At 69.5% G+C, this 25,109-nt stretch carries 37 protein-coding genes; 2 read left to right on the top strand and 35 right to left on the bottom strand.

What is annotated here, in order from left to right:
- Positions 1 to 63: 63 nt before the first annotated feature.
- The 20 genes from rplQ to ACYVAP_RS00960 all read right to left on the bottom strand — a co-directional run bounded on the left by rplQ (position 64) and on the right by ACYVAP_RS00960 (position 11,552).
- The gene (gene rplQ, locus ACYVAP_RS00865) at positions 64 to 537 is read right to left on the bottom strand and encodes a 50S ribosomal protein L17 (RefSeq protein ID WP_264451238.1); all 474 of its coding nucleotides are present in this window, start codon (positions 535 to 537) and stop codon (positions 64 to 66) included.
- 29 nt (positions 538 to 566) lie between these two features.
- Positions 567 to 1,562 (bottom strand): DNA-directed RNA polymerase subunit alpha, encoded by a 996-nt coding sequence (locus ACYVAP_RS00870; protein WP_137770142.1) that lies wholly within the window; start codon positions 1,560 to 1,562, stop codon positions 567 to 569.
- A 182-nt stretch (positions 1,563 to 1,744) separates the two neighbouring features.
- Entirely contained in the window at positions 1,745 to 2,149 is a 405-nt protein-coding gene (rpsK, locus tag ACYVAP_RS00875) for a 30S ribosomal protein S11 (RefSeq protein ID WP_137770141.1), read from the bottom strand.
- A gap of 113 nt (positions 2,150 to 2,262) precedes the next feature.
- Complete coding sequence (gene rpsM / locus ACYVAP_RS00880; RefSeq protein WP_137770140.1) at positions 2,263 to 2,637, bottom strand: 30S ribosomal protein S13; 375 nt, start codon at positions 2,635 to 2,637, stop codon at positions 2,263 to 2,265.
- 190 nt (positions 2,638 to 2,827) lie between these two features.
- Positions 2,828 to 2,941 (bottom strand): 50S ribosomal protein L36, encoded by a 114-nt coding sequence (gene rpmJ, locus ACYVAP_RS00885; RefSeq protein ID WP_010532506.1) that lies wholly within the window; start codon positions 2,939 to 2,941, stop codon positions 2,828 to 2,830.
- A gap of 21 nt (positions 2,942 to 2,962) precedes the next feature.
- Entirely contained in the window at positions 2,963 to 3,184 is a 222-nt protein-coding gene (gene infA / locus ACYVAP_RS00890; RefSeq protein ID WP_010532507.1) for a translation initiation factor IF-1, read from the bottom strand.
- A gap of 351 nt (positions 3,185 to 3,535) precedes the next feature.
- On the bottom strand, positions 3,536 to 4,372 hold the full coding sequence (gene map, locus ACYVAP_RS00895) for a type I methionyl aminopeptidase (RefSeq protein ID WP_498859167.1): 837 nt from the start codon (positions 4,370 to 4,372) through the stop codon (positions 3,536 to 3,538).
- Between the two features lie 11 nt (positions 4,373 to 4,383).
- On the bottom strand, positions 4,384 to 4,998 hold the full coding sequence (locus ACYVAP_RS00900) for a nucleoside monophosphate kinase (protein WP_498859168.1): 615 nt from the start codon (positions 4,996 to 4,998) through the stop codon (positions 4,384 to 4,386).
- Entirely contained in the window at positions 4,995 to 6,299 is a 1,305-nt protein-coding gene (gene secY, locus ACYVAP_RS00905) for a preprotein translocase subunit SecY (RefSeq protein ID WP_259362342.1), read from the bottom strand. Before secY ends, ACYVAP_RS00900 begins: the two co-directional genes overlap by 4 nt.
- 166 nt (positions 6,300 to 6,465) lie before the next feature.
- Positions 6,466 to 6,924, bottom strand: a complete 459-nt coding sequence (gene rplO, locus ACYVAP_RS00910) for a 50S ribosomal protein L15 (protein WP_137770136.1) — start codon at positions 6,922 to 6,924, stop codon at positions 6,466 to 6,468.
- Between the two features lie 3 nt (positions 6,925 to 6,927).
- A complete protein-coding gene (gene rpmD, locus ACYVAP_RS00915; RefSeq protein ID WP_168198052.1) occupies positions 6,928 to 7,110 on the bottom strand; it encodes a 50S ribosomal protein L30 in 183 nt (60 codons plus the stop codon).
- Positions 7,107 to 7,790 carry a 30S ribosomal protein S5 gene (gene rpsE, locus ACYVAP_RS00920; protein ID WP_137770135.1) on the bottom strand — a complete coding sequence of 228 codons (684 nt, stop codon included), beginning with the start codon at positions 7,788 to 7,790 and terminating at the stop codon, positions 7,107 to 7,109. The genes rpmD and rpsE overlap by 4 nt, the downstream gene beginning before the upstream one ends.
- Before the next feature lie 37 nt (positions 7,791 to 7,827).
- On the bottom strand, positions 7,828 to 8,214 hold the full coding sequence (gene rplR, locus ACYVAP_RS00925; RefSeq protein ID WP_137770134.1) for a 50S ribosomal protein L18: 387 nt from the start codon (positions 8,212 to 8,214) through the stop codon (positions 7,828 to 7,830).
- A 2-nt stretch (positions 8,215 to 8,216) separates the two neighbouring features.
- Positions 8,217 to 8,759 (bottom strand): 50S ribosomal protein L6, encoded by a 543-nt coding sequence (rplF, locus tag ACYVAP_RS00930; protein WP_264451242.1) that lies wholly within the window; start codon positions 8,757 to 8,759, stop codon positions 8,217 to 8,219.
- 19 nt (positions 8,760 to 8,778) lie between these two features.
- Positions 8,779 to 9,177 carry a 30S ribosomal protein S8 gene (rpsH, locus tag ACYVAP_RS00935; RefSeq protein WP_137770132.1) on the bottom strand — a complete coding sequence of 133 codons (399 nt, stop codon included), beginning with the start codon at positions 9,175 to 9,177 and terminating at the stop codon, positions 8,779 to 8,781.
- Positions 9,178 to 9,244: 67 nt separating this feature from the next.
- A complete protein-coding gene (locus ACYVAP_RS00940) occupies positions 9,245 to 9,430 on the bottom strand; it encodes a type Z 30S ribosomal protein S14 (RefSeq protein ID WP_103384804.1) in 186 nt (61 codons plus the stop codon).
- A 1-nt stretch (position 9,431) separates the two neighbouring features.
- Entirely contained in the window at positions 9,432 to 10,004 is a 573-nt protein-coding gene (gene rplE, locus ACYVAP_RS00945; protein WP_103384803.1) for a 50S ribosomal protein L5, read from the bottom strand.
- On the bottom strand, positions 10,004 to 10,390 hold the full coding sequence (gene rplX, locus ACYVAP_RS00950) for a 50S ribosomal protein L24 (RefSeq protein WP_103384802.1): 387 nt from the start codon (positions 10,388 to 10,390) through the stop codon (positions 10,004 to 10,006). Before rplX ends, rplE begins: the two co-directional genes overlap by 1 nt.
- A 1-nt stretch (position 10,391) precedes the next feature.
- Positions 10,392 to 10,760: a 50S ribosomal protein L14 gene (rplN, locus tag ACYVAP_RS00955; protein ID WP_137770131.1), complete on the bottom strand. Its 369-nt coding sequence runs from the start codon at positions 10,758 to 10,760 to the stop codon at positions 10,392 to 10,394.
- Positions 10,761 to 11,147: 387 nt separating this feature from the next.
- The gene (locus ACYVAP_RS00960) at positions 11,148 to 11,552 is read right to left on the bottom strand and encodes a hypothetical protein (protein ID WP_498859169.1); all 405 of its coding nucleotides are present in this window, start codon (positions 11,550 to 11,552) and stop codon (positions 11,148 to 11,150) included.
- 103 nt (positions 11,553 to 11,655) lie between these two features.
- Between ACYVAP_RS00960 and ACYVAP_RS00965 the strand changes: the two genes are divergently transcribed.
- A complete protein-coding gene (locus ACYVAP_RS00965) occupies positions 11,656 to 12,066 on the top strand; it encodes a hypothetical protein (protein WP_498859170.1) in 411 nt (136 codons plus the stop codon).
- Between the two features lie 88 nt (positions 12,067 to 12,154).
- On the opposite strand, the gene ACYVAP_RS00970 is transcribed toward ACYVAP_RS00965, so the two are convergent.
- The 15 genes from ACYVAP_RS00970 to ngcE all read right to left on the bottom strand — a co-directional run bounded on the left by ACYVAP_RS00970 (position 12,155) and on the right by ngcE (position 23,606).
- On the bottom strand, positions 12,155 to 13,804 hold the full coding sequence (locus ACYVAP_RS00970) for an MFS transporter (RefSeq protein ID WP_498859171.1): 1,650 nt from the start codon (positions 13,802 to 13,804) through the stop codon (positions 12,155 to 12,157).
- A 380-nt stretch (positions 13,805 to 14,184) separates the two neighbouring features.
- The gene (gene rpsQ / locus ACYVAP_RS00975) at positions 14,185 to 14,499 is read right to left on the bottom strand and encodes a 30S ribosomal protein S17 (protein ID WP_103384700.1); all 315 of its coding nucleotides are present in this window, start codon (positions 14,497 to 14,499) and stop codon (positions 14,185 to 14,187) included.
- Between the two features lie 22 nt (positions 14,500 to 14,521).
- Positions 14,522 to 14,755 (bottom strand): 50S ribosomal protein L29, encoded by a 234-nt coding sequence (gene rpmC / locus ACYVAP_RS00980; protein ID WP_103384701.1) that lies wholly within the window; start codon positions 14,753 to 14,755, stop codon positions 14,522 to 14,524.
- On the bottom strand, positions 14,755 to 15,174 hold the full coding sequence (gene rplP / locus ACYVAP_RS00985; RefSeq protein ID WP_103384702.1) for a 50S ribosomal protein L16: 420 nt from the start codon (positions 15,172 to 15,174) through the stop codon (positions 14,755 to 14,757). Before rplP ends, rpmC begins: the two co-directional genes overlap by 1 nt.
- 5 nt (positions 15,175 to 15,179) lie before the next feature.
- Positions 15,180 to 16,013, bottom strand: coding sequence for a 30S ribosomal protein S3 (rpsC, locus tag ACYVAP_RS00990; protein WP_264451245.1), 834 nt, complete (start codon positions 16,011 to 16,013; stop codon positions 15,180 to 15,182).
- Between the two features lie 10 nt (positions 16,014 to 16,023).
- The gene (rplV, locus tag ACYVAP_RS00995; RefSeq protein ID WP_103384703.1) at positions 16,024 to 16,377 is read right to left on the bottom strand and encodes a 50S ribosomal protein L22; all 354 of its coding nucleotides are present in this window, start codon (positions 16,375 to 16,377) and stop codon (positions 16,024 to 16,026) included.
- Positions 16,378 to 16,427: 50 nt separating this feature from the next.
- A complete protein-coding gene (gene rpsS, locus ACYVAP_RS01000; RefSeq protein ID WP_114853748.1) occupies positions 16,428 to 16,709 on the bottom strand; it encodes a 30S ribosomal protein S19 in 282 nt (93 codons plus the stop codon).
- Between the two features lie 15 nt (positions 16,710 to 16,724).
- Positions 16,725 to 17,561: a 50S ribosomal protein L2 gene (rplB, locus tag ACYVAP_RS01005; RefSeq protein ID WP_103384749.1), complete on the bottom strand. Its 837-nt coding sequence runs from the start codon at positions 17,559 to 17,561 to the stop codon at positions 16,725 to 16,727.
- 48 nt (positions 17,562 to 17,609) lie between these two features.
- Positions 17,610 to 17,912: a 50S ribosomal protein L23 gene (gene rplW / locus ACYVAP_RS01010; protein WP_103384748.1), complete on the bottom strand. Its 303-nt coding sequence runs from the start codon at positions 17,910 to 17,912 to the stop codon at positions 17,610 to 17,612.
- Positions 17,909 to 18,853, bottom strand: coding sequence for a 50S ribosomal protein L4 (gene rplD, locus ACYVAP_RS01015; RefSeq protein ID WP_498859172.1), 945 nt, complete (start codon positions 18,851 to 18,853; stop codon positions 17,909 to 17,911). The genes rplW and rplD overlap by 4 nt, the downstream gene beginning before the upstream one ends.
- Positions 18,854 to 18,858: 5 nt before the next feature.
- Entirely contained in the window at positions 18,859 to 19,539 is a 681-nt protein-coding gene (gene rplC / locus ACYVAP_RS01020; protein ID WP_137770125.1) for a 50S ribosomal protein L3, read from the bottom strand.
- An 11-nt stretch (positions 19,540 to 19,550) separates the two neighbouring features.
- Positions 19,551 to 19,859: a 30S ribosomal protein S10 gene (rpsJ, locus tag ACYVAP_RS01025; RefSeq protein WP_137770124.1), complete on the bottom strand. Its 309-nt coding sequence runs from the start codon at positions 19,857 to 19,859 to the stop codon at positions 19,551 to 19,553.
- A gap of 362 nt (positions 19,860 to 20,221) precedes the next feature.
- Positions 20,222 to 21,145: a carbohydrate ABC transporter permease gene (locus tag ACYVAP_RS01030; protein WP_498859173.1), complete on the bottom strand. Its 924-nt coding sequence runs from the start codon at positions 21,143 to 21,145 to the stop codon at positions 20,222 to 20,224.
- Positions 21,142 to 22,122, bottom strand: coding sequence for a carbohydrate ABC transporter permease (locus ACYVAP_RS01035; RefSeq protein WP_498859174.1), 981 nt, complete (start codon positions 22,120 to 22,122; stop codon positions 21,142 to 21,144). Before ACYVAP_RS01035 ends, ACYVAP_RS01030 begins: the two co-directional genes overlap by 4 nt.
- Positions 22,122 to 23,606 carry a type 2 periplasmic-binding domain-containing protein gene (gene ngcE, locus ACYVAP_RS01040; RefSeq protein ID WP_498859175.1) on the bottom strand — a complete coding sequence of 495 codons (1,485 nt, stop codon included), beginning with the start codon at positions 23,604 to 23,606 and terminating at the stop codon, positions 22,122 to 22,124. The genes ACYVAP_RS01035 and ngcE overlap by 1 nt, the downstream gene beginning before the upstream one ends.
- Before the next feature lie 271 nt (positions 23,607 to 23,877).
- On the opposite strand from ngcE, the gene ACYVAP_RS01045 reads away from it, so the two are divergent.
- Positions 23,878 to 24,849: a YflT domain-containing protein gene (locus ACYVAP_RS01045; RefSeq protein WP_498859176.1), complete on the top strand. Its 972-nt coding sequence runs from the start codon at positions 23,878 to 23,880 to the stop codon at positions 24,847 to 24,849.
- Positions 24,850 to 25,109: the final 260 nt, after the last annotated feature.

Raw genomic sequence — 25,109 nt, forward strand, 5'->3', positions numbered from 1 at the left:
CGGACGGCGAGAGGCCCCGCCGAGCGATGCTCGACGGGGCCTCTGCGCGTGGCGCGAGGGGGCTCAGGCCTCCTCGGTCGCCTCCGGGGTGGTCTCCTCGGTCGCGGCGGCGGGGGCCTCGGTGGCGTTCGCCTTCGCGGCGCCCTCGGCCTCCTTCACCACGGCCTGCTTCGGGGAGTACTCCTCCTGCACCAGCTCGATGACCGCCATGGGGGCGTTGTCGCCCTTGCGCGGACCGATCTTGGTGATGCGGGTGTAGCCGCCGGGACGCTCGGTGAACGTCGGGGCGATCTCCTCGAAGAGCGAGTAGACGACGCCCTTGTCGCGGATGGTGCGCATCACGCGACGACGGGAGGCGAGATCGCCCTTCTTGGCGTGGGTGACGAGACGCTCGGCGTACGGGCGCAGGCGCTTCGCACGGGACTCGGTCGTCGTGATCGCCTTGTGCCGGAACAGCTCGGTGGCGAGGTTGGCGAGGATCATCCGCTCGTGCGCGGGGGACCCTCCGAGGCGCGCGCCCTTGGTGGGAGCAGGCATGGTCGTTCTCCTAGAGGTTCAGATGAAGGTCAGTACTGGTCGCCGAAGTCGTCGGAGTAGGAGTCCAGGGCGGACGGGTCGAACCCGGCCGGGGAATCCTTCAGCGACAGACCGAGGTCGGCGAGCTTCGCCTTGACCTCGTCGATGGACTTCTGCCCGAAGTTGCGGATGTCGAGCAGGTCCGCCTCGCTGCGAGCGGTGAGCTCGCCGACGGTGTGCACACCCTCGCGCATGAGGCAGTTGTACGACCGCACGGTGAGGTTGAGGTCGTTGATCGGCAGCGCCAGATCGGCGGCCAGGGCCTGGTCCGTCGGGGACGGGCCGATGTCGATGCCCTCGGCCTCCTGGTTCAGCTCGTGCGCCAGACCGAACAGCTCGACCAGGGTCTTGCCGGCGGAGGCGACGGCGTCGCGCGGGGAGATGGCGGGCTTCGTCTCGACGTCGACGATGAGCTTGTCGAAGTCGGTGCGCTGCTCGACACGGGTGGCCTCGACCTTGTAGGTCACCTTCAGGACGGGCGAGTAGATCGAGTCGACCGGCACGCGGCCGATCTCCCCGTCGAGGGACTTGTTCTGAGCGGCGGAGACGTAGCCGCGGCCGCGCTCGACGATCAGCTCGACCTCGAGACGGCCCTTCTGGCTGAGGGTCGCGATGTGGAGGTCGGGGTTGTGGATCTCCACGCCGGCGGGCGGGGTGATGTCGGCCGCGGTCACCGGGCCCTCCTCCTCCTTGCGGAGGTACATCACGACGGGCTCGTCGTTCTCCGAGGAGACGACGAGGTTCTTGATGTTGAGGATGATCTCGGTGACGTCCTCGCGCACGCCGGCGATGGTGCTGAACTCGTGCAGCACGCCGTCGATGCGGATCGAGGTGACCGCGGCACCCGGGATCGAGGAGAGCAGGGTGCGGCGCAGCGAGTTGCCGAGCGTGTAGCCGAAGCCCGGCTCGAGCGGCTCGATGACGAACCGGGAGCGGTACTCCGACACGACCTCTTCGGTCAGCGTGGGGCGCTGTGCAATGAGCACTGTGGGTCCTTTCCGTGAGCGTCCGCCATATGACGCTCAGAAGGGGGCGATGGTCTGAGAAGGGTGGTGGTCCAACAGGTGCGACGGGGGTCGGCGGACGCCCGGACGCACCGGTGCCGGCCGCGGGCCGCGATCCGGGAGCACGGGTGCTCCGCGGGATCACGGCTCACGGCCGACGAGGCTCAGACGCGGCGACGCTTCGCCGGACGGGTGCCGTTGTGCGCCTGCGGGGTGACGTCCTGGATCGAGCCGACCTCGAGGCCGGTCGCGGTGAGCGAGCGGATCGCGGTCTCGCGGCCGGAGCCCGGGCCCTTCACGAAGACGTCGACCTTCTTCAGGCCGTGCTCCTGGGCGCGGCGCGCGGCGGCCTCGGCGGCCATCTGCGCGGCGTAGGGGGTGGACTTGCGCGAGCCCTTGAAGCCGACCTGGCCGGCGGAGGCCCAGGAGATGACAGCACCGGTCGGGTCGGTGATCGACACGATGGTGTTGTTGAAGGTGCTCTTGATGTGGGCCTGGCCGTTGACGACGTTCTTCTTGTCCTTGCGGCGCGGCTTGCGCGCGGCGGCCTGGCGGGTCTTGGTTGCCATGCGGCGGAACTCCTCTGGTGGGTATCGGGTGCGCCGGATCCCTCAGCGGCGCGAAGTGTGTGCGGGGCTGCGCCGGAGCGCCGGCACCGGCATCACCACGGCGGTGCCGTGGGTCAGCGGGCCTTCTTCTTGCCCGCGACGGTGCGCTTGGGGCCCTTGCGGGTACGGGCGTTGGTCTTGGTGCGCTGACCGCGCACCGGAAGGCCGCGGCGGTGACGCAGGCCCTCGTAGCTCCCGATCTCCACCTTGCGGCGGATGTCGGCGGCGACCTCGCGGCGGAGGTCACCCTCGACCCGGTAGTTCGCCTCGATGTGGTCGCGCAGCTTGACGAGCTCGTCGTCGCTCAGATCGCGCACTCGCGTGTCACCGGAGACCCCGGTGGCGGCGAGGGTCTCGAGCGCACGGGTGCGCCCCACGCCGAAGATGTACGTCAGGGCGACCTCGAGGCGCTTCTCGCGCGGAAGGTCGACTCCCACCAGACGTGCCATGTGCAGTTTCTCCTTGTTCCTTCGGAGGCCTGATCCGACATCTCGCCGACGGGCTGCTCCCGTGGCGCCGCAGCCTCCGACTGCGGGTGACCGGCCGAGGCCGGTGATGTCGACTCTTCATTTGTGTGTGCCGCTCGATGGCGGCGGGGTCACGGCAGGACCGTGGCTGCGGGGCCCGGAGGCGCCGGGATCAGCCCTGGCGCTGCTTGTGACGCGGGTTCGAGCAGATCACCATGACGCGCGAGTGGCGACGAATCACCTTGCAGTTGTCACAGATCGGCTTGACGCTCGGCTTGACCTTCATGTCTTCCTTCTCCCAGGACGATCACTTGTAGCGGTAGACGATGCGGCCCCGGTCGAGGTCGTAGGGGCTCAGCTCGACGACCACGCGGTCCTCGGGAAGGATGCGGATGTAGTGCTGGCGCATCTTCCCGGAGATGTGCGCGAGCACCTTGTGCCCGTTGTCGAGCTCGACGCGGAAGCGCGCGTTCGCGAGCGCCTCCGTGACCGTGCCCTCGACCTCGATCACGCCGTCCTTCTTGGCCATGCCTCCCCAATCTCTCACCCCCGGTCGCCCGGTGGCTGAGTTCCGCATTCGGTGTCCGCCGTCCCCTGCCGCCTGACGGCGGTACGGTGGACGACGCAGGCTGCTCAGCACCCGGGCCGACCGTCCTGGGACGGCGGCTGACGGGCCCGCGGACCGGCTCGGCTCCGACCGGGAATCGCATCCGGATCGGGGCAGGGCACGGCGCTCACGCGCGGAGCACACCCGATCGACCAGCGTACACGGCATCCGCGGGACCCGCGAGGGAATGTGCCGATGACCCCCGTCACGTGACCGGACGGGCCGGCGCCCGGAGGGCTCCCGGGACGTCGTGCGACGCGCCGGGGCGAGGCGTCAGGCCGCAGGATCCGGTGCGGCCGCGATGCCCGCGGCGGCGAGGCGGGCGGCGCCGCCGTCGGCCTCGGTGAGGACGATCAGTCCCTGCTCGGTGACGGCGACGGAGTGCTCGGCATGGGCGGCCCGGCCGCCCCCGATGGCGCGCACCGTCCAGTCGTCCTCGTCCATCTCCCACTCCCCCGAGCCCTGGATGAGCATCGGCTCGATCGCGAGGCACAGACCGGGGACGACCTTCGCGCCCCGCGAGCGGGTGCGGTAGTTCATGACGTCGGGCGGCTGGTGCATCGCGGTGCCGATGCCGTGGCCGCCGAAGCCCTCGAGATGGGAGAGGGTCTCCCCCGCCTCCATCGCCACGAGGTCCTCGATCGCGGCCCCGATCTCGCCGACGCGGCGGGCCGAGGCGAGGGCGGCGATGCCCTCCCACAGCGCGGCGTCGGTGATGCGCACGAGCTCCTCGTCCGCCGCACGCCGCGGGGCGCCGACGATGTGGGTGCGCGCCGCGTCGGAATGCCAGCCCTCGACGATGCAGCCGCCGTCGATCGAGACGACGTCCCCTTCCTCGATCACGAGCTCACCGGGAATGCCGTGGACGACGACCTCGTTGACGCTGATGCAGAGGGAGGCGGGGAAGCCCTGGTACCCCTTGAAGTTCGGCAGGGCGCCCTCGTCGCGGATCATCTCCTCGGCGAGGGCGTCCAGCTGCGCGGTGGTGATCCCGGGGCGCAGTTCGCGGGCGAGCATGTCGTGCACGCGCGAGAGCAGCAGTCCGCTGCGACGCATGATCGCGATCTGCTCGGCGGTCTTGAGCTCGACCTTCTCCCGGACGATCCCCACGGCGCGCCCGCTCAGCCCTGCAGCGCGGCGGTCAGCGCCGCGGAGACCTCGTCGATCGAGGCCATGCCGTCGACGCGGCGCAGCACGCCTCGGCCCTCGTACACCTCGACCAGCGGCGTGGTCTGCTCGGCGTACACCTGGAGACGGTGACGGATGGTCTCCTCGGTGTCGTCGCTGCGGCCGGACTCCTGGCCGCGGGCGATGAGGCGCTCGACGACGGTGTCGTCGTCCGCCTCGAGCAGGAGCACGCGGTCCAGCGCGGTGCCGAGCTCGGCGAGCATGCCGTCGAGCGCCTCGACCTGCGCGAGGGTGCGCGGGTAGCCGTCGAGCAGGAAGCCCTCGCGGGCGTCGTCCTGCGCGAGGCGGTCGCGCACCATGTCGTTGGTGACCGAGTCCGGCACGTACTCACCCTTGTCCATGTAGGACTTCGCGAGGACGCCGAGCTCCGTGGACTGCGAGACGTTCGCCCGGAAGATGTCGCCGGTCGAGATCGCGGGGATCCCGAGACCCTCGGCCAGGCGCGCGGCCTGGGTGCCCTTGCCGGCGCCGGGAGGGCCGACGATCAGCAGGCGGCAGGCGGTCGGAGCGGTGTCGCTCGCGGGGGTGCTCGTGGAGGTGTCGGTCACCGGAGGATCCCTTCGTAGTGGTGCTGCTGGAGCTTGGCGCTGATCTGCTTCACGGTGTCGAGGCCGACGCCGATGATGATGAGCAGCGATGCCCCACCCAGCGGGAAGTTCTGCGAGGCGCCCAGGTACACGAGCGCGAACAGCGGGATCAGGGAGATCACCGCGAGGTAGATCGCGCCGGGCGTCTGGATGCGGTTGATGACGTAGGTCAGGTACTTCTCCGTGGGGCGGCCCGCGCGCACGTTGGGCACGAAGCCGCCGTACTTCTTCATGTTGTCCGCGATCTCCTCCGCGTTGAACGTGATGGAGACGTAGAAGAAGGCGAAGAAGACGATCAGCGCGACGTACACCGCGGCGTAGATCCACGAGAACGTGAAGCCCATGACGAGGTGCGTGTTGATCCACTGCACCCATCCGGCGCTCGGGTCGCCGAACGAGGCGGCCATCTGCGGCAGGGCGAGGATCGAGCTCGCGAAGATCACGGGGATCACGCCTGCCTGGTTCACCTTGATCGGGATGTAGGTGGAGGTGCCGCCGTACATGCGCCGGCCCACCATCCGCTTCGCGTACTGCACGGGGATGCGCCGCTGGGACTGCTCCACGAACACCACGCCGAGCATCACCACGAGGGCGATGACGATGACGAGGGCGAAGGTCATCCAGCCCTGGAGCTGCCAGATCTGGCCGAGCGCCGCCGGGAAGGAGGCCGCGATCGAGGTGAAGATCAGCAGGGACATGCCGTTGCCGATGCCGCGCTCGGTGATCATCTCGCCCATCCACATGATGAGGACGGTGCCGACGGTCATGGTGAGGACCATGAGCACGAGGGTCACGATCGACTCGTCCGGGATCAGGGTGAGGTTGCAGCCGGTGAAGAAGTTGCCCGAGCGCACGAGGGTGATGATCGTCGTCGCCTGCAGGACCGCGAGGCCGATCGTCAGGTAGCGCGTGTACTGCGTGAGCTTGGCGGTGCCCGACTGCCCCTCCTTGTGGAGGGCCTCGAAGCGCGGGATGACCACGCGCAGCAGCTGGATGATGATCGACGCCGTGATGTAGGGCATCACGCCGAGCGAGAAGATCGACAGCTGCAGGAGGGCCCCGCCCGAGAACAGGCTGACCATCCCGAGGACGCTGCCGCCCTGGGCGGCGGAGGCCTGGTCGGAGCACACCATGACGTTGGTGTAGTCGAAGCCCGGGGTGGGGATGAAGACGCCGAGCCGGTAGACGGCGAGCAGGCCCAGGGTGAAGAGGATCTTCGCCCTCAGCTCCGGTGTGCGCAGCACACGCACGATCGCGTTCACGAAAATTCCTCCTGGAGGTCCGGGGACGGGGACCGCCGGTCCTCCCGGCGGAGCCCGTGGCCGCCATGGCGGCACGGTCGTCGGACCGGTCCCGTAGGTGCTGATGCACGACGACGGGGCACCGCGGCACAGAGTATTCTGCGCCGCGGTGCCCCGTCAAAAGAGGTCACGCGGTGGTGACGGTCCCACCCGCCGCGGTGATCTTCTGCTCCGCCGAGGCGGAGAACTTCTGCGCGGTCACGTCGAGCTTGACGCTCACCTCGCCCGTGCCCAGCACCTTGACGGGCTGGTTCTTGCGCACGGCGCCCTTGGCGACGAGGTCCTCGACCGTGACGGAGCCGCCCTCGGGGAAGAGCTCCTGCAGGGTCGCCAGGTTCACGACCTGGAACTCGACGCGGAAGGGGTTGGTGAAGCCGCGGAGCTTCGGGAGGCGCATATGCATCGGCATCTGCCCACCCTCGAAGCCGACGGGCACCTGGTAGCGGGCCTTCGTGCCCTTGGTGCCGCGACCCGCGGTCTTGCCCTTGCTCGCCTCACCACGGCCGACGCGGGTGCGCGCGGTCTTGGAGCCCGGCGCGGGGCGAAGGTCGTGGAGCTTCAGGGGGTTCTGGTTGTCGTCGATCATGGATCAGTCCACCTCTTCGACCGTCACCAGGTGGGTGACGGCGCGGATCATGCCGCGGATCTCGGGGCGGTCCTCCTTCACCACCGTGTGGCCGATGCGCTTGAGGCCGAGGCCGCGCAGGGTCGCACGCTGGGACTGAGTGCCGCCGATGTCGGAGCGCACCTGGGTCACCTTGAGCTGCATCACGCACCCACCTTCTCGGCGCGGGCGGCGGCGCGGCCCTCGGCCTGCGCACGCAGCAGGGCCGCAGGAGCGACGTCCTCGACGGGGAGACCGCGACGGGCCGCGACGGCCTCCGGCTCCTCGAGACGCTGGAGAGCGTCCACCGTCGCACGGACGATGTTGATCGCGTTGGTCGAGCCGAGCGACTTCGAGAGGACGTCATGGACGCCCGCGCACTCGAGCACGGCGCGGACGGGACCGCCCGCGATCACACCGGTGCCGGGGGCAGCCGGACGCAGCAGGACGGTGCCCGCGGCGTCGTGGCCCTGGACCGGATGCACGACGGTGCCCTGGATGCGGGGGACGCGGAAGAAGTTCTTCTTCGCCTCCTCGACACCCTTGGAGATCGCCGAGGGCACCTCCTTGGCCTTGCCGTAGCCGACGCCGACGGTGCCGTCGCCGTCACCCACGACCACGAGGGCCGTGAAGGAGAAACGACGGCCGCCCTTGACGACCTTCGACACGCGGTTGATGCTGACCACGCGCTCGAGGAATGCCGACTTCTCGGCCTCCTGGTTGTTGCGCCCACGGCCCTCGCCGCGACGCCCGCCGCGATCGTTGCCGCCGCGGCCGCTGTCGTTGGTGGAGTTCTCGCCCCGCCGGCCGGTGGCCGCGGGACCATTGTTCCGCTGCTGTGCAGCCATGTTCAGATCCTCTTCTCGTCCTGTGTCCGGGGGGCGGTCACAGCGCCAGGCCGGCCTCGCGAGCGCCGTCAGCGACGGCGGCCACACGACCGTGGTACTTGTTGCCGCCGCGATCGAACACGACAGCCTCGATGCCGGCGGCCTTGGCGCGCTCGGCGACCAGGGTGCCGACGGTCTTGGCCTTGTCCGACTTGGTGGCGGAGGCGGCGCGGACGTCGGCCTCCATCGTCGAGGCCGAGGCCAGGGTGCGACCCAGGGAGTCGTCGACGACCTGGACGAACACGTGGCGCGACGACCGGGTGACCACCAGGCGCGGGCGCTGGGCGGTGCCGATGACGCGGCGACGGACGCGGAGGTGACGACGGCCGCGGGAGCGCAGCTTCGAGCCGGCCTTGCCCTTGGTGTGCTTGAGTGCGTACCCCATGATCACTTACCAGCCTTTCCGGCCTTGCGGAGCACGGTCTCGTCCGCGTAGCGCACACCCTTGCCCTTGTAGGGCTCGGGCTTGCGCAGCTTGCGGATGTTCGCGGCGACCTCGCCCACCTGCTGCTTGCGGATGCCGTTGACCGCGAACTTGGTCGGCGACTCCACGGCGAAGGAGATCCCCTCGGGGGCCTTCACCACGACGGGGTGGGAGAAGCCGAGGGCGAACTCGAGGTCCGTGCCCTTCGCGGTCACGCGGTAACCCGTGCCCACGATCTCCAGCTTCTTCGTGAAGCCCTCGGTCACGCCGAGGACCATGTTGTTGATGAGCGTGCGGGTCAGGCCGTGCAGGGCCCGGTTCTCGCGCTCGTCGTCGGGGCGGCTGACGACGATCGAGCCGTCCTCAGCGCGCGCGACGGTGATGGGCGCGGGCACCTCGTGGGTGAGCTCGCCCTTGGGGCCGGTCACCGTGACGGTGCGACCCTCGATGGAAACGTTGTTGACTGCGGCCGGCACAGTGACCGGCAGGCGTCCGATGCGGGACATATGAAGGCTCCTCTCCCGCTCACCAGATGTAGGCGAGGACTTCCCCACCCACACCCTTCTTGGCAGCCTGCTTGTCGGTCAGGAGGCCGGAGGACGTGGACAGGATCGCCACGCCCAGTCCGCCGAGGACCTTGGGCAGGTTGGTGGACTTGGCGTACACACGAAGGCCGGGCTTCGAGATGCGGCGCACACCGGAGATGGCGCGCTCACGGCTGTCGGAGTACTTGAGCTCGAGGGAGAGGGTCTTGCCCACCTCGGCCTCTTCCTCGGTCCAGCCGAGGACGTAGCCCTCGGCCTTGAGGATGTCCGCGATGCGGACCTTGAGCTTCGAGGACGGCATGGTCACGGTCTCGTGGTAAGCGCCGGAGGCGTTACGGATGCGCGTGAGCATGTCCGCGATCGGGTCGGTCATGGTCATGTCTGTAGCTTCTTCCTCACCTGGTTTCCCTCACCCCTCGCGGGACGGGGACCTGTGGCGATAGTCCTTACCAGCTGCTCTTGGTGACGCCGGGCAGCTCACCGCGGTGAGCCATCTCGCGCAGGCACACACGGCACAGCCCGAACTTCCGGTACACGGAGTGGGGGCGGCCGCAGCGCTGGCACCGGGTGTAGCCGCGCACGGCGAACTTCGGCGTACGCTCCGACTTCTTGATCAGGGCGGTCTTGGCCATATCAGTTCTCCTTGAAGGGGAAGCCGAGCAGCTTCAGCAGCGCGCGCCCCTCGTCGTCGGTCTTCGCGGTGGTCACGACCGTGATGTCCATGCCGCGGACGCGGTCGATCTGATCCTGGTCGATCTCGTGGAACATGACCTGCTCGGTGAGACCGAAGGTGTAGTTCCCGTTGCCGTCGAAGTGGTTCGGCGACATGCCGCGGAAGTCGCGGATGCGCGGGAGCGCGGTCGAGAGCAGACGGTCCAGGAACTCCCACATGCGATCGCCGCGGAGCGTGACGTGCGCGCCGATCGGCATGCCCTCACGCAGCTTGAACTGGGCGATGGACTTGCGGGCCTTGGTGACCTGCGGCTTCTGGCCGGTGATCGCGGTGAGATCCTTGATCGCGCCGTCGATGACCTTGGAGTCGCGAGCGGCGTCGCCGACGCCCATGTTCACGACGACCTTGGTCAGGCCCGGGATCAGCATGACGTTCTCGTAGCCGAACTGCTCGGTGAGCTGGCCCTTGATCGTCTCGCGGTACTTGGTCTTCAGGCGCGGGGTGGGCGCCTGCGTGGTGGTCGTCTCCGACATCAGATGTCCTTCCCGGAGCGCTTGGCGTACCGCACGCGGACCTGCTTCGTGCGGCCGTTCTCGAGCTCGACGGTCTCGACGCGGAAGCCGACCTTGGTCGGCTTGTTGTCCTCCGGGTCCACCAGAGCCACGTTGGAGACGTGGATGGGGGCCTCGCGCTGCTCGATGCCGCCCGCACCGCCGGCCTGGTTCGGCTTGAGGTGGTGGGTGCGACGGTTCACGCCCTCGACGAGGACGCGCTCGGTGTCGGTGAACACCTCGAGCACACGGCCCTGCTTGCCCTTGTCGCCGGCCTCGAGGCCGCGCTTGGCGGCCGCATCGGCGTCGCCGGTGCGACCGGAGATGACCTGCACGAGGTCACCCTTCTTGATCTTCATCTTTGCCATGTCACACGACCTCCGGCGCCAGCGAGACGATCTTCATGAACCGCTTGTCGCGCAGCTCGCGACCGACGGGCCCGAAGATGCGGGTTCCGCGCGGCTCACCGTCGGTCTTGAGGATGACCGCGGCGTTCTCGTCGAAACGGATGTACGACCCGTCGGCACGACGGCGCTCCTTGGTCGCACGCACGACGACGGCCTTGACGACGTCGCCCTTCTTCACATTGCCACCGGGGATGGCGTCCTTGACGGTCGCCACGATGGTGTCGCCGATTCCGGCGTAACGGCGACCGGAGCCACCGAGAACGCGGATGCAGAGGATCTCCTTGGCACCCGTGTTGTCGGCGACCTTGAGTCGCGACTCCTGCTGAATCACTCCGTACTCCTGTCGTCTCACCGGTTCTCACCCGCATGAGCGGGCCGAGCCTGGCGGAACGGATGGTGGACCGCTGCCCGGCGAGGCGCCCCCGGAGGGGCGGATCGTCGGCGCGGACAGCCACGGGCATCAAAAAACCCTCCGGCGGACTCGGGCACAAGGACCGTTCCCTCGGCCGGGGCCGTGGGGACGGGCGGTGCGAGGTCTCCGTCGGGGGATGGACGCTGCCGTCCGCGAGATCCGGGCTCTCACCCGGATTCGCAACCGTCCCAGCATAGGCGCTCCGCGTGCACCGTGGGAAGGGAGTTCCCGGGCCGCCCCCGTGTGTCCTTGCTCTCGGAGCGCGGCCGTTCCGGTCGCGCCGGGCCCCGCGACCCTCCCGAGCCCTCACTCCGGGGCGACGACCCAGAGGTCCTCCGCGCCGCGGCAGGCCTCCGGGACGGTCCACGAGTCGGGATGCGGCCCGCCCGCGGGGAGGCTGACCTCCCCGCCTCCCATGTCGAGCCTGTCCCCCTCGGACCAGCCGTGCGGCCTGCCGTCACCCTGCTCGACGACCGGGTAGTGGGCGGCCCCCGTGTCGTCGACGATCACGAGACACCCGTCCACCTCCCCGACGGTGCCGTGCAGTGCGGCATCCATCGCCTGGTCGTCCCCGGCCCAGGAGGTGATCCACGTGGGCCCGAACGGTCCCGGGGGCATCGCGGAGCCGCAGCTCGTCACCACCATCGCCACCATCCCGGCGGCGCCGAGCATCCGCACACCGCTCCCCCATCGCACCGCCCCGTGATCCATGTTCCGATGCTCCGCGCCCCCGCCCGTCACCGCCAGCGACCCCGGCCGATCGGCATCGGGTCGTGACGGACCACCTCGGCGGCGCAGTCCCTAGACTCGCCGCATGATCGACATCGACGTCGCCCGCCGCCTCCGCGCCGCGGGCCTGGACTGGGAGCCCCGCGACGGGGACCGCTTCGCTATCGACACCGAGGACCTGCGGGAGCAGACCTTCCTGCTCTCCTCCATGGTCATCGAACCGGGGATCAGCCGCAGCGGCGGCAAGGTGCTCCGCTTCAACGGGACCACCGAGTGGGCGCTCGACTCCGTGGAGGAGGGCGAGGTGGTGTGGATCCCCCGCGAGGACCAGCTGCGCGAGGCCCTCGGCGAGGCGTTCCTCGCCCTGCGCCGCGACCCGGCCGGGACCGGCTTCGTCGTGGACCTCGCCCGCGGGACGGACAGCCGCGCGATCACCGCCCCTCACGCGGAGGACGCCCTCGCCGGAGCGCTGCTCGTGCACCTCAGCGAGGGCTGAGCGAGGACGCCCCTCCCCCGTCGCGCACGACGACGGGCCGCCCACCCGGAGGTGGACGGCCCGTCGGTCGTGTGAGGGAGCGCTGCGCTCAGGCCTTCGCGGAGGGCTCCGCGTCGCCCGCGCCCGCTGCGTCCGTCGGCAGCCCGGCACCGGGCTGGTCGAGGGCGTCCTCGATCTCCCGCTCGAGCTCCTCGGGCACCACGATCGGCATCTCCGAGGTGTTCAGCAGGGGGTTCTCCTCCTGGTGCTCGACCAGGTCGATCGCCTCCTCGGTGGTCTCCACCGCGGGGAACGAGCCCAGCAGCGGCCGCTGCGCGCTCTCCCGCATGAAGATCACCGCGATGCCGGCGATCACGGCGAACGCCATGATCCAGATCGCCGGCATGTAGCTGTTGCCGGTGATCTCGATGAGGGTCTGCGAGATCAGCGGCGTGGTGCCGCCGAACAGCGAGACCGAGACGTTGTAGGCGATGCCCATCGCGCCGTAGCGCGCGGCCGTCGGGAACAGCGCCGGCAGCGCCGAGGCCGAGGGGCCGATGAAGAGGGCCACCGGGACGGCGACCATCACCATCGCGGCCTGGATCGCGAAGAAGGAGCTCTGGTGCATGAGCCAGAAGGCCGGCAGCAGCAGGACGACCGCGGCGATCGCGGCGGCGAAGTACAGGTTGCGGCGCCCGAACCTGTCCGAGGCCATCCCGACGAACGGGATCATCGCGCAGAGGATCAGCAGCGAGGGGATCGTCGCTGCGGCGCTCGCCATCTCGTTGAAGCCGAACTCGCTGCCCAGGTAGGTGGGCATGTAGCTCGTCAGCGCGTAGCCGGCGGTGTTCGTCGCGGCCACGATCGCGATCGCGATGAGCAGCTCGCGCCAGTGGTGCTTGACGATCGCACGGGGACCCTTGCGGGCGTGCAGCGAGGAGTCGTCCTCCTCCGTCTGCGCGGCGGAGCCGTGGCCCTGGGCCTCCGCGGCCTGCTCGGCCTCGGTGGCCTCGTAGGCCGGCGTCTCGGGGATCCGGGCGCGGAACCAGATGGCGACCGCGCCGAGCGGGATCGCGAGCAGGAACGGCACGCGCCAGCCCCAGTTGAGCATCGCGTCCGGTCCCCAGACCTGCGCGGTGATGAGGTGGGTCAGCGCGACCGCACCGGCACCCATCGCGAAGCCGAGGTAGGAGCCCACGTCCAGCAGCGAGGAGTAGAAGCCGCGCTTGCGGTCCGGGGAGAACTCGGCGACGTAGGTCGTGGCGCCGGCGTACTCGCCGCCCGTCGAGAAGCCCTGGACGAGCTTGAGGGCGTAGAGCAGGAAGGCGGCCCAGACGCCGATGTCGGCGTAGGTGGGGAGCACACCGATCAGAGCGGTCGCCATCGCCATCATCGCCATGGTGAAGAACAGGACCTTCTGGCGCCCGATCTTGTCACCGAGCGGACCGAGGACCAGACCGCCGAAGGGTCGCACCAGGAAGCTCACCGCGAAGGCGAGCAGCGACAGGATGAGGTCGAGGCTCTCGCTGCCGGTCTGGAAGAACAGCTGCGACAGCATGATGGCCATGTAGCCGTACACGCCGAAGTCGAACCACTCCATGACGTTGCCGACCACGGTGCCGCCGATGGCGGTCCGCATGCGGCGCCCCTTGACGACGAGGACGTCGTCGACCTCGAGGCGGGGCGGCTTCGGTGAGCGGCGGCCCTTGCGGGGGCGGCGCGCTGCGGGCGGGGTGGTCGATTCGGATGATGAGGACATGGACCTGCCTTCGTGAGGCGGGTGCACGAGGGGCCGACGAGCGACGCTTCCTACCTCGCGATCACGGGCGCGCGGTGACCCCGACCGGGGGCTCTGCGGCGCCCGGATCCTGGGCACGGCCATATAGACAACCACGTTGCGCAGCGGATGTCACGCCCATGACCTGCATCGATGCTCAGAAATCGGTGCTGACCAGGTGAAGCGGAGCCGGAATTCGATCTGTGACCCAGGTCCTAGGGGTGCTCTCCCGGCAGCATCGACGGCACGTCCGGCGGGCCCCGTCGGCCGTCCGCCCGCGGGCACGGAGAAGGGCCGGCCACCCCCTCTCGGGGATGACCGGCCCTTCTCGGATGCGGTCGACGGTCACGAGGACCGATCGATCACTTGGCCTTCTCGACGACCTCGACCAGACGCCACCGCTTGGTGGCGGACAGCGGCCGGGTCTCCATGATGAGCACGCGGTCGCCGATGCCGGCGACGTTGTCCTCGTCATGGGCCTTGAACTTGTTGGTCTTCGTGAGGACCTTGCCGTAGAGCGCGTGCTTCACGCGCTCCTCGACCTCGACCACGATGGTCTTGTCCATCTTGTCGGAGACCACGAAGCCGCGGAGCGTCTTGCGGTAGGGACGCTCGTGGGACGACGCGTGAGCGCCCTCCTTCGCAGCGGCCTCGACCTCAGGGGTGTTCTCGTTCATCTCTCAGTTCCTCGCTTCGCGGTCACTCGGCGGAGCCGGGGGCCTGGCGGATGCCCAGCTCGCGCTCGCGCAGGATCGTGTAGATCCGTGCGATGTCCTTCTTGACGGACCGCAGGCGGCCGGAGCTCTCGAGCTGACCGGTGGCGTTCTGGAAACGGAGCTTGAACAGCTCGTCCTTGGCCTTGGCCAGCTCCTCGGCCAGCTTGACGTCGTCCAGCTTGTCGAGTTCGTCGGCGGTGAGCTTGGTCGCTGCCATCAGATGTCACCACCCTCTCGGGTCAGAATGCGGCACTTCATGGGGAGCTTGTGGATCGCGAGGCGGAGGGCCTCACGGGCGGTCGCCTCATCCACGCCGGCGATCTCGAACATGACGCGACCGGGCTTGATGTTGGCGATCCACCACTCCACGGAGCCCTTGCCGGAGCCCATGCGGACCTCGGCGGGCTTCTTGGTGAGCGGGCGATCGGGGTAGATGTTGATGTACACCTTGCCGCCGCGCTTCATGTAGCGCGTCATGGCGATACGAGCCGCCTCGATCTGACGGTTGGTGACGTAGGCCGGCGCGAGCGCCTGGATGCCGTAGTCGCCGAACGCCAGCTCGGTGCCGCCCTTGGCCATGCCGCTGCGGGTCGGGTGGTGCTGCTTGCGGTGCTTGGTCCTGCGAGGGATCAGCATGTCGCTCAGGCCTCCGTTCCGGGCTGCTGCGCGGGTGCTGCCTGCTCCGCGGGGGCGGAGGTCTGCGGTGCAGACTCGTTGCCCTCACGACGCGCGGCGGCGTTGCGCTCGTTGCGACGGCCGCGGGGACGCTCGGCACGGGGGCCGCGACCGCCGGAGCGGGGACCCTGTGCGGCGGCCTGCTGGGCCGCGAGCTCCTTGGCGGTGACGTCGCCCTTGTAGATCCACACCTTCACGCCGATGCGGCCGAAGGCGGTGCGGGCCTCGTAGAAGCCGTAGTCGATGTTCGCCCGGAGGGTGTGCAGAGGCACGCGACCCTCGCGGTAGAACTCGCTGCGGCTCATCTCGGCGCCGCCGAGGCGGCCGGCTACGGCCACTCGGATGCCCTTCGCACCGGCGCGCTGCGCGGACTGCATGCCCTTGCGCATCGCACGGCGGAAGGAGACACGGGCGGCGAGCTGCTCGGCGATGCCCTGTGCGACCAGCTGGGCGTCGGCCTCGGGGTTCTTGACCTCGAGGATGTTCAGCTGGATCTGCTTGCCGGTGAGCTTCTCGAGCTCACCGCGGAGGCGCTCGGCCTCCGCGCCGCGACGACCGATCACGATGCCCGGGCGGGCGGTGTGCAGGTCCACGCGGACACGATCGCGGGTGCGCTCGATCTCGACCTTGGAGATGCCGGCTCGCTCGAGTCCATCGGACATGAGCTTGCGGATCGCGACGTCTTCCTTCACGTAGTCGCGGTACCGCTGGCCGTCCTTGGTGGAATCGGCGAACCAACGGCTGGTGTGCTCCGTGGTGATCCCGAGGCGGAACCCGTTCGGATTGACCTTCTGGCCCATTCGGGACTCCTTACTTGTTCACGGGAGCGACCACCACGGTGACGTGGCTGGTGCGCTTCTTGATCTGGAAGGCTCGACCCTGTGCACGCGGCTGGAACCGCTTCATGGTCGGACCCTCGTCGACATAGGCGGCCGAGACGACGAGCTCGCGCTCGTCGAAGCGCTCACCCGCCTGGTCGGCCTTGACGCGAGCGTTGGCGATCGCGGACTGGACGAGCTTGAGGACGGGCTCGCTGGCGGCCTGCGGGGCGAACCGCAGGGTGTCCAGGGCCTCAACCGTGCTCTTGCCACGAATCAGGTCGACAACGCGGCGAGCCTTCATGGGCGACATGCGGAGGTACCGCACCTGCGCCTTGGCTTCCATCGTTTCCTGCTTTCTCTCGAATTCGAGAAGTGCTGCCGTGCTGACCGAGGTCAGCGGCGGCGGCCCTTCTTGTCGTCCTTCTCGTGGCCCTTGAAAGTCCGCGTGGGGGCGAACTCGCCGAGCTTGTGGCCGACCATCGACTCGGTGACGAACACCGTGACGTGCTTCCGACCGTCGTGCACTGCGAAGGTGTGACCCAGGAAGTCCGGAGTGATGACACTGCGGCGCGACCAGGTCTTGATGAGGTTCTTGGTGCCCTTCTCGTTCTGGACGTCCACCTTCTTCTGCAGGTGGTCGTCGACGAACGGGCCCTTGGCGATACTGCGAGGCATGTGCGGTTCTCCCTATCAGCGCTTCTTGCCGGTCCGTCGACGGCGCACGATGAGCTTGTCGCTCTCCTTGCCCGGACGACGGGTACGACCCTCGGGCTGACCCCAGGGCGAGACCGGGTGACGACCACCGGAGGTGCGGCCCTCGCCACCACCGTGCGGGTGATCGACCGGGTTCATGACCACGCCGCGGACGTGCGGGCGCTTGCCCTTCCAGCGCATGCGGCCGGCCTTGCCCCAGTTGATGTTGGACTGCTCGGCGTTGCCGACCTCGCCGATGGTCGCGCGGCAGCGCGCATCGACGTTGCGGATCTCGCCGGAGGGCATGCGCAGCTGCGCGAAGCGGCCCTCCTTGGCGACCAGCTGCACGGAGGCGCCGGCCGAGCGGGCGATCTTGGCACCGCCGCCGGGGCGCAGCTCGATCGCGTGGATCACGGTGCCCAGCGGGATGTTCTTGAGCGGCAGGTTGTTGCCGGGCTTGATGTCCGAGCCCTGACCGTTCTCCACCCAGTCACCCTGACGCAGCTTGGCCGGGGCGAGGATGTAGCGCTTCTCGCCGTCGGCGTAGTGCAGCAGCGCGATGCGCGCGGTGCGGTTGGGGTCGTACTCGATGTGCGCGACCTTCGCGTTCACGCCGTCCTTGTCGGAACGACGGAAGTCGATGACGCGGTAGGCCCGCTTGTGGCCGCCACCGCGGTGACGGGACGTGACACGACCGTTGGCGTTGCGGCCGCCGCTCTTGGAGAGCGGGCGGACCAGCGACTTCTCAGGCGTGTCGCGGGTGATCTCGACGAAGTCGGCGACGCTCGAGCCGCGACGGCCCGGCGTGGTCGGCTTGTGCTTGCGAATTCCCATGGTGGGTTTCCCTCAGACTCTCTTCGGCTCCTCGGACGTCGGCCGCGCTCAGGCGACCGACCCTCCGAAGATGTCGATGGCTCCGTCGGTCAGGGTGACGATGGCGCGCTTGGTGTCCTTGCGCTTGCCCATCCCGAAGCGCGTGCGACGCGCCTTGCCCTGACGGTTGATCGTGTTGACCGAAGAGACCTTGACGTCGAAGACCTTCTCGACGGCGATCTTGATCTCGGTCTTGTTGGCGTCGGCAGCCACCAGGAAGGTGTACTTGCCCTCGTCCATCAGCCCGTAGCTCTTCTCGGAGACGACCGGGGCCAGCAGGACGTCGCGGGGATCCTTGTTCAGCGCGCTCACTTGGCGGCCTCCTCATCGGACGAGGCGGACTCCTTGACGGCGTTCACGAACCCGGCGGCCTTGGCGGCCTCCTCCGTCGCGAACCAGACCTCGGCCTTGGTGCGGCCGTACCACGGAGAGTCCACCGAGTGGAACTTCATGGAGTCCTTGTTGCCCTTGATGCTGAAGCCCTGGGGGGCGGAGCCGTCGGCCAGGGGGGCCGCCGATCCCTCGCCGAAGGGGGCGTCCTGCGCGGCAGCGGCGACCGGAGCGGCCGGGGCGGACGCCTCGGTGCGGGCCTTCGCGAAGCCGGAGGTGGGCAGGGACAGGGTTGCGGCGGCCACGAAGTCCTCGAGCGCACCGGAGGTGAACACGACGTCGTCGGAGAGCATGACGTCGTAGGTGTTCAGCTGATCGGCGTACAGGACGTGCGCGGTCGGCAGGTTGCGCGAGCTCAGGGCGCCCAGGTCGTCGTCGCGACGCACGACCACCAGCAGGTGGCGACGGTCGGAGACGTTCGACAGGGTCGAGCGGACGGCCTTGGTGGACGGGGCGTCACCCTCGAGGAGGGAGGACACCACGTGCACGCGGCCGTTGCGCGCGCGGTCGGAGAGGGCACCGCGGAGGGCGGCGGCCTTCATCTTCTTGGGTGTGCGCTGCGAGTAGTCGCGCGGGACCGGTCCGTGGACCGTGCCGCCGCCGGCGAACTGCGGAGCGCGCAGCGAGCCCTGGCGCGCACGGCCGGTGCCCTTCTGCTTGTACGGCTTCTTGCCGCCACCGCGGACCTCGCCACGGGTCTTGGCCTTGTGCGTGCCCTGACGGGCGGCCGCCTGCTGGGCCACGACCACCTGGTGGATCAGGGGGACGTTCGTCTGCACGTCGAAGATCGACGTGGGGAGCTCGACGGTCCCGGCCTTCTTGCCGGCCGGGTCGAGCACGTCGACGGTCAGGTTGTCTGCCATCGGGCTCAGGCCTCCTTCGCGGGGCTCTTGACGGCCGAGCGGACCAGCACGAGGCCGCCCTTGGGGCCGGGGACGGCTCCCTTGACGAGCACGTAGCCCTTCTCGACGTCGACCGCGTGAACGGTCAGGTTCTGGACAGAGGTGCGGTCGCTGCCCATGCGGCCCGCCATGCGCAGGCCCTTGAACACGCGACCCGGGGTGGAGGCGCCGCCGATGGAGCCCGGCTTGCGGTGGTTGCGGTGCGCACCGTGGGAGGCGCCGACACCGGAGAAGCCGTGACGCTTCATGACACCCGCGGTGCCCTTGCCCTTGGAGGTGCCGACGACGTCGACCTTCTGGCCGGCCTCGAAGACCGACACGTCGATCTCCTGGCCGAGGGTGAAGTCCGAGGCGTTGATGGTGCGCAGCTCCGCGAGGTGACGGCGCGGGGTGACGCCGGCCTTCTCGAAGTGGCCCTTCAGCGGCTTGGAGACCTTGCGGGGATCGATCTGCCCGTAGGCGATCTGGACCGCGTCGTAGCCGTCGGACTCGACGGACCGCACCTGGGTGACGACGTTCGGACCGGCGTGGACCACGGTCACGGGGACGAGCTTTCCGTTCTCGTCCCAGACCTGGGTCATGCCGAGCTTGGTGCCGAGCACGCCGGACACGGCGTGGGCACGCTGTCCCGTCAGTTCGTTGCTCATGTCGACCTGCCTCAGAGCTTGATCTCGATGTTGACGTCCGCCGGCAGGTCGAGACGCATGAGCGAATCCACGGCCTTCGGCGTGGGATCGACGATGTCGATCAGTCGCTTGTGCGTGCGCATCTCGAAGTGCTCACGGCTGTCCTTGTACTTGTGGGGAGAACGGATCACGCAGAACACGTTCTTCTCCGTCGGCAGCGGCACCGGGCCCACGACCGTCGCGCCCGCGTTGGTGACCGTGTCGACGATCTTGCGCGCCGAGGAGTCGATCACCTCGTGGTCGTACGACTTGAGCCGGATGCGGATCTTCTGTCCCGCCATGGCGTCCTGTCTCTCTTCTTCGTCTGTCATGGAACAGCCGCCCCGGTACCCGAGGACGGGCGTGTCGGCCTCCGCGGAGCGCGCGAGCGCGTGCGGATGCCGCCGCGTGACGGCTGCGTCTGCGCTTCTCCCTCCTCCGACGCGCGGTCGATGCGAGGCATCGTTCGCGTCCTGGGGATGGACCTCCTCCGGTGATCATTCGCCGCGGGAGGACCCACGGAGAACGGAACCGGGCATGGCGGCCCACGCAGACAACTCCCCAAGTATGCCCCGGACGCGTTCACCCCCACAAGGGAGGGGCGGGTGCGGCCAGTCACACCGGCCGCACCCGCCCCTCTCCCCCGCACCCGCGGACGAGGTCCCTACTTGTTCGTGCTGGGCCCGATCCCGCCCTGCAGCTGGCGCTGGAAGATCAGGTAGACGACGAGCACCGGCAGGATCGTGATCGTCACCGAGGCGAACATCGCCGCCCAGTCCGAGCGGTAGCCCTGCTGGGCCTGCAGGTTCGCGAGGCCCTGCGCGAGCACGAACTTCGACTCGTCGGTGTTCAGCACGACCGGGAGCAGGAACTGGTTCCACAGCCCCAGGAAGTTGAAGATCGTGACGCTGGCCATCCCCGGCCCGGCCATGGGGAGCATGACCTGGAAGAAGGTGCGGAAGTCCCCCGCGCCGTCGATCGCGGCCGCCTCGGCGATCTCCTCCGGCAGCTGCCGGAAGAACGCGTAGAGGAAGAAGACCGTGAAGGGAAGCGCGAAGCCCACGTAGCTCAGGATGAGCCCGAGGTAGGTGCCCCGCAGCCCCATCGACTCGAGGATGAAGAACAGCGGCACCACGGCCAGGAACAGAGGGAAGGTGAGCCCGGCGATCAGCGCGTAGTAGATGACCCGCCGGCCCGGGAACTCGTAGCGGGCGAGCACGTAGGCGCACATCGCGCCGAGGGCCATGACGAGCACGAGCGCCGAGCCCACGACGAGCACGGTGTTGAAGAAGTACCGGCCGATCCCCGCCTGGTTCCAGGCGCGCACGAAGTTGTCGAGATTCCACTGCTCCGGCAGGGCGAACGGGGAGGTGAGGATGCCGCGGGTCGACTTGAAGGAGCTGAAGACCGTCCACAGCAGCGGGATGACGACGATCAGCGCCCAGAGCGCGAGCACGATCTGGGAGACCCCGCCGAAGACGCGGTCCCCGACGCTGCCGCGCGGCCGGCGCCGTCGCGGCACTGCCGGCGACGCGGCGGACGGAGCGGGCGCAGGCTCGGTGGCCCGCCCGGTGGTCGTGGCGCTCATGCCTCGTCCTTCCCGCGACTGACGACGAGGACCAGCACGGCCATCGCCATCGTCAGCAGCGCCATCACGACGCCCATCGCGGAGGCGAGGCCGAACCGCGACTCGGAGAAGGCGGTCTCGTAGAGGTACCGCGAGACCACCTCGGTGCTCTTGCCGGTGCCGCCCGTCGGCGTCATGACGTTGACGAAGACGAACATGTCCAGCGCCATGATCCCCATGTAGACGGCTGCGGTGGAGACGTTGCCCCGCACCATCGGCAGGACGATCTGGACCGCGAGCCGCAGCCGGCCGGCGCCGTCGATGCGCGCGGCCTCGACGACCTCCGAGGGGATCGACTTGATCGCCGCGACGAAGAGCACCATGTAGAAGCCCACGAGGCTCCACACGACGGCCGCGACGATCGCCGCCATCGCGAACCGGCGCTCACCGAGCCAGCCGATCGAGACGTCCAGACCCGCCGCCTGCAGGAGGCCGTTGAGGAGGCCGCCGTTGGGCGAGTAGACGAAGGCGAACAGGATGCCGACGACGACCGCGGGGATCGCGTACGGGAAGAAGCTCACGACGCGGTAGACCGTAGCGCCGGGGACGCCTCGGATCGCTCCGCGGGAGTCGCCGCCCACCGTCACGAGGACCGCGAGGGTGAACGCGAGGGTGATGGTGATCAGCGGCAGGGTGACGAGCAGGATCAGGTTGTTGCGCAGCGCCTTGAGGAACACCGGGTCGTGGAAGAGCGTCACGTAGTTCTCGAGCCCGATGAACTGCGGCGCCCGGGAGAGGCCGCGCCAGTCCGTGAGCGAGTAGTAGAACGCCTGGAGGAACGGGGAGACCACGAAGACGACGTAGATCGCGAGCGGCACCCCGAGGAAGATCAGGAAGAAGAGGATGCGGGCGGGCGTCAGCCGTCGCAGCGCGGCGCTGGACCCCCGGGGGCGGGCCGGCGCCGCCCCCGGGGTGGTGGACGTGGGGACTGCTGCCATCACTCGACGTCGAACTTCTCGATGCTGTCGTCCTCGCGCACCTTGTCGACGATCTCCTGCGTGCGCTCGAGGCACTCGTCCGCGGTGATGTCGCCGCTCAGGAACTCGGTCCACAGGGGCTTGATGTCCGGGCCCAGCCCGTACCAGTCCTTGAAGTTGTAGGTGAAGACGTCCTCGCCCGCACCCTGGATGAGCTCGTTGACGGAGGCGAGCGCAGTGGAGCCGAAGGCATCCTCCGGCACGGTGTCCTTGACGATCGTGATGGAGCTCGTGAGCTTGGAGAAGTTCTGGCACTGCTCCTTGGAGAGCATGATGCGCAGGAACTCGAGGCCGCCGGCACCGTTCTTGCCCTTGGCAGGGACCATGAAGGGCTCGCCCGCGGCGCCGTGGATGGCGGCCGCCCCGAGCTTCGCGCCGTCGCTGAGCACGGGCGTGGAGACGCCCGTCATCTTGAAGTCCTCGGGCGTGACGTCCCGCTGCTCGTTCTCGATCCAGGAGCCGGAGGGGTACATGACCGCCTTGCCGGTCACCCACTCCGCCTGCGCCTCCGTGTGCTTGATGCCGGCACCGCCGGACATGAAGTACCCCGCCTTCACGGCCTCCTCGATCGCCTTGTGCGCGTCGACGACGGTCTGCTGGGAGAAGGCATCGGCGTCGAGCTTGTCGAGCTTGGTCGCGACCTCCTTGCCGCCCTCCTTGATCGCCATCGAGAGCGCGAGCTCCTGGTAGTAGTCCGCGGCGTTCTGGCCGCCCCAGGCGAACAGGGGCAGCTTCGCGGACTTCGCCGACTCGCCGATCGCCATGACCTCGTCCCAGGAGGCGGGGGCATTCCAGCCCTCCTTCTCGAACTGGGTGGCCGAGTACCACAGGGCGAAGACGGTGTAGGTGTAGTTCAGCGCGAAGAGCTTGCCGGAGTAGGTGCCGGGCACGAGCACACCGGGGAGCAGGGACTCCTCGATGGTGCCGCCGTCGAGGCTCGGGGCCTTGATGAGCGCGCCGAGCTCCCCGAGGCTGCCGTCGCTGATGAGCGCCGAGGTGTTCATGCTCTGCGCGCCGGAGTTGTCGAAGAGGTCCGGCGGGTTGCCGCCGATGAACCGGGGCTGGAGATCCGGCTGGATGTTGACGGTGGACTTCACGTCGACCGTCGCCTCGGGGTAGAGCTCCTCGTACTTCGTGCCGGCATCCTTGCCGTACTGGTCGCCGAAGCCGCCGTTGAAGATCACGACCTCCACCGGTGCCGAGGCGTCCACGCCGAAGGGGTTGTCGTCGCTCACCTCGCCGCCCCCCTCGGCGACCGCGGCCCCGCCGCCGTCGCTCGAGCCGGCATCGTCCCCGCCGCCCCCCGCGGCGCAGGCCGCGAGCCCGGCGGCACCCGCGGAGACGCCCGCGAGCGAGAGGAAGCGGCGACGGCTGGCGCCCAGCCGGTCGAGGGGGGTCTCCAGCGCGGCGGGGTCCTCCGCAGGGCGCTGATCACGTGCAGTCATGGTGGGTCCTCACTCCTCGTCGACGACGCTGTCCCCGGGACACTACCGCGCGCGGGGAGGCGCAGATCACTTCTGGCAGTTTCGACACCGTGTCGTGACATGAAAGTTTGTTCCCCCGCTCCGGCGGGCCGCTCCGCACCCCTCCCGACAGCCCTCCACCGCCCCTCCGCAGGCCCCGCCGGCGCCGTCTCCCGGCACGGGGTCGGGGGACTCCCAGGCAGATCGGCGTCACTCCCTGGGAGCATCCGGACTCCTGTCCTAGGCTCAGCACATGACCTCACCGCAGCACTCGCCGCTCACCCAGCGGCTCTACGACCTCGAGTACCCCCGCTCCCTCGGCGTGTACAGCACCTACGCCGAGGTGCAGGCCGTCGTCGATGCGCTCGCGGACCGCCAGTTCCCCGTGCAGAACACCATGATCGTGGGCACGGACCTCAAGCTCATCGAGCGGGTCACCGGCCGCCGCACCTGGGGAAAGGTGATCGGCCAGGGCGTGCTCTCCGGTGTCTGGATGGGCCTGTTCATCGGCCTCATCCTCATGTTCCTCAACCCCGGGGGCAGCGTCGCGGCCGTCGTCTCGAGCGTGCTGCTCGGCATCATCTTCTTCACCGTCTGGGCCGTGATCGGCTACGCGATGACCGGCGGCAAGCGGGACTTCACGTCGATGACCGCGACAATCCCTATGCAGTACGAGCTCATGGTCGAGCACAGCCATGCCGAGCAGGCCCGCCGCGTGCTCGCCGAGGCCGGCGTGAACCCCGGCCCCGCGACCGGGCGCTCCACGGTGCCCCCGGCCCAGGCTCCGGGTCTCGGATCCCCGAGCGGCCGCGCCGCGGCCCCCGGCGCGGGCGCGAGCGGCGTCGGCCACGGCGCCCCCGGCCAGACAATCGGTGGGACGGGTGCGCACAGCGCGTCCGGTCCCGGCGGCGCACCCACCCGGCCGGACTCCCCTGCGGGGTCCTACGGCTACGGCGCGCCGAGCTCCCACGCGGGCACGGGTGCGAGCCACCGCCCCAGCTACGGGCAGCCGGCGCCCGCGACGCCGGAGGCCCAGCACGGCGCCGCCGCCCCCCGGCCCAGCTACGGCCGGCCCGCCGAGCAGGGGACGGCCCCGGCCACCGGGTCCCCGTCGGCGGCCGACGCCCCCTCCACCGCGTCAGGGCCCGACGACGCCACCCGGCCCACGCCGACCGAGCGCGCCGACGCACCGCGCTGGGGCGAGGACGACCGTCGGGACGGCTGAGCCGCCGCCTCCGCACGACGCCGACAGGACGGGCGGCCACCTCCGGGTGGGCGCCCGTCCTCGCATCCGCCCGCGCGCCCTCCGCCGGCTGGTCGGCGGTGCCGTATCCGCGCAGGCCGCCGACCGCGTGCCGGGCCCGCGCCGGTGCCGGAGCCGATGCCGATGCCGATGCCGATGCCGATCGACCACCGTGGACGGACCGGGCCCCCGGGTCGTGTCCGGGCACCGCCGCTCCAGGGACCGCTGCAACCACGGCGACC

It is taken from the genome of Brachybacterium horti (assembly GCF_054777615.1).